6 protein-coding genes are annotated in these 7,527 nt (G+C 66.6%); all 6 read right to left on the bottom strand.

Annotation, left to right across the window (positions count from 1 at the left end):
• Nucleotides 1–178 precede the first annotated feature (178 nt).
• A complete protein-coding gene (locus RI841_RS12605; RefSeq protein ID WP_310705956.1) occupies nucleotides 179–1,213 on the bottom strand; it encodes a TRAP transporter substrate-binding protein in 1,035 nt (344 codons plus the stop codon).
• Between the two features lie 71 nt (nucleotides 1,214–1,284).
• Entirely contained in the window at nucleotides 1,285–2,079 is a 795-nt protein-coding gene (locus RI841_RS12600; RefSeq protein WP_310705955.1) for a FadR/GntR family transcriptional regulator, read from the bottom strand.
• Between the two features lie 331 nt (nucleotides 2,080–2,410).
• Nucleotides 2,411–3,676 carry a serine hydroxymethyltransferase gene (glyA, locus tag RI841_RS12595; RefSeq protein ID WP_310705954.1) on the bottom strand — a complete coding sequence of 422 codons (1,266 nt, stop codon included), beginning with the start codon at nucleotides 3,674–3,676 and terminating at the stop codon, nucleotides 2,411–2,413.
• Nucleotides 3,677–4,144: 468 nt separating this feature from the next.
• A complete protein-coding gene (locus tag RI841_RS12590) occupies nucleotides 4,145–5,560 on the bottom strand; it encodes a hypothetical protein (protein ID WP_310705953.1) in 1,416 nt (471 codons plus the stop codon).
• A gap of 53 nt (nucleotides 5,561–5,613) precedes the next feature.
• Nucleotides 5,614–7,041 carry a polyphosphate kinase gene (locus RI841_RS12585; RefSeq protein ID WP_310705952.1) on the bottom strand — a complete coding sequence of 476 codons (1,428 nt, stop codon included), beginning with the start codon at nucleotides 7,039–7,041 and terminating at the stop codon, nucleotides 5,614–5,616.
• Between the two features lie 10 nt (nucleotides 7,042–7,051).
• A partial coding sequence (locus RI841_RS12580) for an FtsX-like permease family protein (protein WP_310705951.1) occupies nucleotides 7,052–7,527 on the bottom strand: 476 nt, incomplete at its 5' end.

The following is a 7,527-nucleotide window of genomic DNA, read 5'->3' as shown; positions in this document are numbered from 1 at the left end:
CCCGGGCCACCAGGCGGTCCAGGGCGGTACGTTCGGGGCCGAGTTCCTCGACCGGATCGACCAGCTCGGCCGGGTCGCGGTTGTCGGGAGAAGGTTGGGTCATGACGGCTCTCTTCACACATCGTCCGGGCTCGGCCCGGACGATGTTCGGCTTGCCAGGGGGTGGATGTCGGCCGGCTTACATCAGGTTGCGGGCCTGGAGGAACTCGACCACGGAGTCGTAGACCTTCTGGTTCATCTCGCTGCGCTCGGCCCAGACAGACCACTCTTCCTTGGCGATGTTGCGGAACTTGGCGCGCTCCTCCGGTGCCATGTCGATCAACTCGATCTCAGGATCCTGACGTGCCTCGGCCACCGCCTCGAGGTCCAGTTTCTTGAGCTCGAAGACCATCTCGTAGGCCAGCTTGTCCACCGAGGTCTCCAGTATCGCCTGGAGATCCTCCGGCAGGCCGTCCCAGATCTCCTTGTTGAGCGACACGGAGACCATCGGCAGCGAGTGAAAGCCCGGATAGTTGGGATAGTTGGCGAAGCTGTGCAGCCCCTGGCTGTGGTTGGTGGAGAACACCGTGTAATCGGCAGCATCGATCACGCCCTTCTCCAGCGAGGTGTAGACCTCGGAGCCCGGCAGGTTCACCGGGGCAGCGCCGGCCTTCTCGAAGATGTTGTAGACCATGCCCTCCGGCGCGCGGACCTTGAGCCCTTCGAGGTCCTCCACGGTGCGGATCGGGCGCTTGGAGGGGAAGGACTCCAGGCCAGTGGCGGCGGCGCCGATCAACTGCACGCCATAGGGGTTGACCAGCTCATTGTAGAGCGCTTCGCCACCACCGTGGTTCATGTACTCCAGGAACTCCAGCGGGTCGCCCCAGGCGCCCACCAGGTTGCCGAGCATGCCAAAGGCCGGATCGCGACCGGAGAAGTAGCTGGGGTCGGTCAGGTGGCCCTGGAGGATGCCGGACTGAACGGCATCCAGGGTCTGGTTGGCCTGGACCACCGCATTGACCGGCAGGATCTCGATCTCGATGCGCCCGTCGGACATGGTGTTGACGTTCTCGGCCCAGGCCTTCTTGAGCTCGAACTGCGGCTCGCCCGAGGTCTCGGAGGTCTGGAAGGTCCACTCGTACTCGGCAGCCTGGGCGGAGAAGGCCAACGCGCCGAGCATGGCGGCGGTCAGGCCCTTGAGGGCAAAGGCGGAGCGTGGCGTGGTCTTTTTCATGGTGCGTTTCCTTCTATGGCTCATGACGGTTGTTGTTGTCGGTGCGGGACACCGCGTGCGAGGCGAACCGGTCAACCCGGTTCGGGGACGTCTGCGCCCGGCAGGCGCAGGCGTGGCGGACGATGGTCGAACAGGCTCTCGAACCCCAGGTCCAGCCCGGTGCGCTCGAGCACCGAGAGCGCCGCCTGCTCTGCCTCGTCGGGCTGGCGCAGGCGGACCGCCTCCATCAGCCGGCGATGGCGCTCCATGCTGTCGCTCAGCTCGGCCGCGCTGTGGTTGGACGTCTCCACCAGCAGGCCGATGGCCGGCTTGAGCATATGGCTGAGCTGGGCCCACAGCAGATTGTGGGTGGCCGCAAAGATCGCCTCATGGAAGGCCACATCGTGCTCGTCGTGGCTGCGTCCCTCGCAGCGCCGATCGGGCGCTTCCAGGGCACGGATCATGTTGTGCCAGGCCGTCTCGATGGCGAGCAGGTCGGCGGCGGTGGCATGTTCCGCCGCCAGTCGCGCCATGAAAGGCTCCACGGCCACGCGGAAGGCGAAGATATCGCGCTGGATGCGTGGATTGGGTTGGGCGAAGCGGGCCATCCAGTCACTGACCCGAGGATCCAGCAGGTGCCAGTCGGTGAGCTCGCGCACTCGACTGCCCTGCCCCGAGATACGGATGATCATGCCCGCCGAGACCAGCTGCTGCAGGGCACTACGCACCGTGCTACGACTGACCCCGTAGCGCGCGCAGAGATCCAGCTCCCGGGGCAGGAAACCGCCCGGCGCATGCTCGCCGGCGAAGATGGCTCGTGCGAGATCCTCGGCGATATCGGGTTTGTGGGCGAGCTTGCGCCCGGGCGGGGGCTGACACGATGGCATGGGCGCTCGGCGACTCCTGTACGACTTGACTCAACCTATGTCGGACATAGGGTCGCCCAGATATTGCCTCCGTGCCTTTAGACTTTGGTCACATTAGCGGCGTTGTTCCACTCCACCGCCTGGAACATGCGCTCGGGCAGGTCGGGAATCGCCGCCCTGATCGGGTTCAAGCGGGGAATGACGGGCCGCTCGCGGGGGCATGACGAGGCGCGCCCACATCCCCGATGCGGCTGCACCAGCAATGGACACGAAAACGCCCCACCAGGGGGCATCCAGGCGGGGCGCTCTAGGGTCCCTGGCCTCAGCCAGGGTCAGTCAGCGAAAGGGCGTCTCAGCGATAGACCGGCAGGCGGGTGCAGACGGCCTCGACCTTCGCCTTGACCTCGGCCTCGATGGCGGCGGTGTCATCCCCTGCCGCCATGACGTCGAGGATGTCGCAGATCCAGCCGGCCAGCTCCTGGCACTCGGTCTCGCCAAAGTCGCGGGTGGTCACCGCCGGGGTACCGATGCGCAGGCCAGAGGTCACGAAAGGGCTCTGCGGGTCGCCGGGCACGGCATTCTTGTTGACGGTGATGTGGGCGCGCCCCAGGGCGGCGTCCGCGTCCTTGCCGGTCAGGCCCTGCTTGATCAGCGAGAGCAGGAAGAGGTGGTCCTCGGTGCCGCCGGAGACCACCTCGAAGCCGCGCTCGATGAACACCCCGGCCATGGCCTGGGCGTTCTTGACCACCTGCTGCTGATAGGTCTTGAAACCGGGCTCCATGGCCTCCTTGAAGCAGATCGCCTTGGCGGCGATGACGTGCTCCAGCGGGCCGCCCTGCCCGCCCGGGAAGACCGCGGACTGCAGCTTCTTCTCGATGTCGGCATTATTTTCGGCAGAGAGAATCAGGCCGCCACGGGGACCGCGCAGGGTCTTGTGAGTGGTGGTGGTCACCACATGGGCGTGGGGCAGCGGCGTCGGGTAGACGCCGCCTGCGACCAGGCCGGCCACGTGGGCCATGTCGACCAGCAGGTAGGCGCCCACCTCGTCGGCGATCTCGCGAAACTTCGCCCAGTCGATGATCTGTGAGTAAGCGGAGAAGCCGGCGATGATCATCTTGGGCTTGTGCTCGCGGGCGAGGCTGGCCACTTCGTCGTAATCGATGCGGCCGCTGTCGTCGATGCCATACTGCACGGCGTGATAGTGCTTGCCGGAGAAGTTGGGCTTGGCCCCGTGGGTCAGGTGGCCGCCCGCATCGAGGCTCATGCCCAGGATGGTATCGCCCGGCTTGACCAGCGCCTGGAACACCGCGCCATTGGCCTGGGAACCGGAGTGGGGCTGGACGTTGGCGTAGCTCGCGCCAAACAACTCCTTGGCGTAGTCGATGGCGAGCTGCTCGACGATGTCCACGTATTCGCAGCCGCCGTAGTAGCGCTTGCCGGGGTAGCCTTCCGCGTACTTGTTGGTCAGCTGGCTACCTTGAGCCTCCAGCACCCGGGGGCTGGCGTAGTTCTCGGAGGCGATCAGCTCGATGTGCGCTTCCTGGCGAGCGACCTCCTTCTGCATCGCATCGAACAGGACGTCATCGAAACCGGCAATCTGCATGTCACGGCTGAACATCGGCGGGAAACCTCGCAAAACGGGAGAATCTGGGGATCACATGATACCCCAGCCCCCGGCGGCTTTCACATGAAAGGCGATCATCCCGAATGGGTGCGCCTTTCATCTTCCCTACCACCCCTGAGAGCCATACCCGGCCGTAGGCCCGGTAAGCGACAGCGCACCGGGCGGACCCGCGGGACTGACGCGGCCTCCTCGCCCGAGGCGCCTCCGGCTTATCGGGCCTACCACCCCTGAGAGCCATACCCGGCCGTAGGCCCGGTAAGCGACAGCGCACCGGGCGGACCCGCGGGACTGACGCGGTCTCCTCGCCCGATGCGCCTCCGGCTTATCGGGCCTACCCTTCCTTCAGGCACTACACCGGCCATAGGCCCGGTAAGCGACAGCACACCGGGCGGCTCGTGGTCCCCCTAGCCTCAACGCCCGAGGCGCCTTCGGCTTATCGGGCCTACTCGCTCTGTGGGTCTTTCACCGCGTTTCCACGCGCATCTCGAGACGCTCGGGCAACGCCATGGGATCGCCGGTGTAGGTTTCCAGGTTGCTCTCCGCCGGCAGGGTGACGGCAACCTCGAGCTCATCGGCGGCGCCTTCGGCCAGGGACACCAGCCCCAGCAGGAACTGCTGCGCTTGAGGGCCGAACATCATGCCGAAGCCCTCGGCCTGGGTGCGTGCCTGCTCGAGGTACTGGCTCTCGGTGATCCCCTCCATGGCCGCCCCCAGGGTGGCCATGCGACCGAACAGCCCCTGCTCATTGAGTGTCAGACGGAGGTTCCCGCCCAACAGCGTGGCCACTTCCAGCACGTCATCGTCGGCAAACACCGCCGCAGGGGTGACACCCTCGGGCAGCACCACCGGCAATTCGACATCGACCAGCAGCTTCAGGGCGTCATGGATCGTGATATGGCTATCGCTGGTGATAAGGCTTTGCGTCTCGCCCTCTTCCCAGTTACCCAGCAGGGCGACATCAACACGCAAGTCACCGCTACCGTCGGTGAGCACATTGCTGGCCATGCGCAACTGGGCCCGCTCTTCCTCCGGTGCCAGTGCGATCATACGCGCCAGGTCCGCCTGGAAATCATCGATCACCACCCCGCCCTGGCCATCGCTGAAGTCACCGTCGACGCTCAAGCGCGCCAGGCGTCCGACGAGCCGCTCGGCATCGACGACCAGGTCGCTGAGCACCAGCGCATCGAGGCGCTGTTCCTCTTCGTCATCGAGGCCATGCAGGCCTTCGAGCACCAGCGAGGCAAGCGTGAAGGAACCCGCGCCAAACTCTCCCAGGTTCTCGCCCATACCCGACACGTCAGCGATCTCGAAGCGCTCGATGGCCGTGTGGCTGAGCCCTTCGCCCCGCACCCGGGCGATCGTCATGCGCCCCAGGGCATCGTCCAGTTCGGCATCGTCAAACACATCGCGGGCCAGCTCCGACGAGAGATCCAAGATGATATCGTCGATCGCCAGAGTAGCGATGCGGACGTCCTGCGGGGTCAGGCTGTCATCAAACGGAAAGACGGCTCGCGATGGCTCACCGAGGACGATGCGTTCGATCTCCACCAGTGCCAGTTCGGACACGTCATCCTCGAGGCGCAGCCCTTCCAGCGTCACCTCGTCGGGGCTGTCGTAGTCGCCACTGACCACGTAGCGATCGATCATCAAACGCTCACCCTCTTGGCCATGAAACACTACCTCTTCGGCGCTGACTTGGGAGCGCAGCACGCCACTCGATACTTCACCGATCTCGACCTCACCGTGTTCGCCAAACAGGCCACGCAGATCGGCCTCGAGGCGGTCGGTCGAGCCATGGGCAGAGATCGCAGGCAACAACGTCACCAGCGCCAGGAAGACGATACGGCGGGTGGCGACGCTAAGGGAGACATACCGCATGGAATCACCTCCTGTGTGATCGATGTATAGGAAAAACGCCCCAACAGCGTAGTTCAAAGGGGCGAGGCAAGGCGTGCCTCGAGCCGCTTATTGACGCTCTCCAGCACCCTCAGCCGGGCCCGGCGCTTGTCGTCGCAAGCGATCAGCGCCCACTCGGCGCCCGGCGCCTGGGTGCGGGCGAACATCTCGTCGATGGCTTGCCGATAGTCGTCCCAGCGCTCGCGATTGCGCCAGTCCTCGTCGGTGAGCTTGTGGCGCTTGTGGGGCGTGGCGGCCCGCGCCTTGAAGCGGCGCAGCTGCTCCTCCTGACTGATGGCCAGGAACAGCTTGCCAAGCACGGCGCCATGGGCCAGCAGCTGGCGCTCGAACTCGCGGATCTCCGCATAGGCGCGCTGCCAGGCCGCCTCGGCGGCCAGCCCCTCGATCCGCTCCACCAGCACCCTGCCGTACCAGCTGCGGTCGAAAATGGCGATGCGCCCGTCGGCCGGCAGGCGACGCCAGAAGCGCCAGGCCCAGGGCAACGCCAGCTCTTCGTCGCTGGGGGCAGCGATACGATGGACCCGATACTGACGGGCATCCAGTGCCGCGGTGATCCGATGGATGCTGCCCCCCTTTCCCGCCGCGTCGAGCCCTTCGAAGGCCAGCACCACCGGGATTCTCCGTCGGGCTGCCTCACGAGCGTTGATGGCCAGGCGCCTCTGGGCCTCGGCGAGCCGTTCGGTATAGTTGGCCTTCTTGAGCGGGGTTTCTCCCCGGGGGTCGGCGCGGCGTATCGAGGGCGCATCCGGCGCCTCGCCAGGCACCGCATCCGGCACGACGGCGGGCGCCACGGGCGGCGCGACCAGGGTCTCGTGCAGCAGGCCCCCCACCCTCTCGAGCTGCGCCGTCGGGTCGCGGAAAGCGAGCCGCCGCCAGGGCGCGTGGTCGGACGCAGTGGCGTCGCGCATCTCGTGCCCCAGGGCGCCGATGGCGGCATGCTGCAAATGGCGCTGCCAGTCGGTGGTATTCAGCTGCCAGGCACGGATCGGGTCCGCCTGAAGCGCCTGCAGATGGCGACGCTGCTCACGACGATCGATATCCATCCACAGCTTGAGCAGCACCACGCCCTCGGCGGCCAGCTCGGCCTCGAAGGCCCGGATCTCCGCCAGCCTGTCCCGGAAGGCACCCGACGAGAGGCGCCGTTCGGCGCGGGCGAAGAGCGCGTCGCCATACCAGCCGTGGATGAAGATGCCGATGCGGCCGCGGTCGGGGACGCGTCGCCAGAAGCGCCACCAGTAGGGGCGCTCGCGCTCCTCGCTGCTGGGGCCCAGGGCATGCACCTCAGTATGGCGGTTCTCCAGCCAGTGATTGAGCTCGTTGACCAGCTGCCCCTTGTAGGTGACGGCGTGGCCGGTCAGCAGCAGGATCACTGCCCGCTCCCGGCGATGGGCAAGGTCGAGCTGGGCCTCCAGCAGGCGGGCGCGCAGGGTATCGGTCTTCATACTTGACCTCTCAGGTCTCGCCCAGCAGGCCGAGGCTGGCCGCCGGGGCCCGGCGGCGCAGGCCCCGGGAAAGCAGGTGGCCGATAATGCCGATCAGCAGGGCACCGGCCGGCGGCAGGGTCAGCCACAGCAGCCAATGGACCCTGGGGGCCAGATCGAACCAGGCCAGGTAGATCCCGGCGGCCGCCAGCTCCGCCAGCAGAGCGCCCATCAGCCCGCTGGCCAGTCCCAGCACGGCAAATTCCGCCGCCTGCATCCGCGAGAGCAGCCGATTGCCGGCCCCGAACACCCGCAGCAGGCCGCTCTCGTGGGCTCGCACCGGCAGGCTTGCGGTCAGCGCCGCGTAGAGCACGCTGATGCCGGCCAGCAGCACGAAGCCCAGCACCAGCTCCACCGCCCGGGTGACCTGGGTCAGCACCTCGCGCACCTGGGCGAGGATGGCATCCACGTCGAGCAGGGTGACCCCCGGAAACTCCCGCACCAGAC

This window comes from Halomonas sp. (assembly GCF_031581305.1).
Classification (GTDB): Bacteria; Pseudomonadota; Gammaproteobacteria; order Pseudomonadales; family Halomonadaceae; genus Halomonas.
Note: the sequence above shows the minus strand (reverse complement) of the source record. Positions and strands in the feature narration are given on the sequence as shown.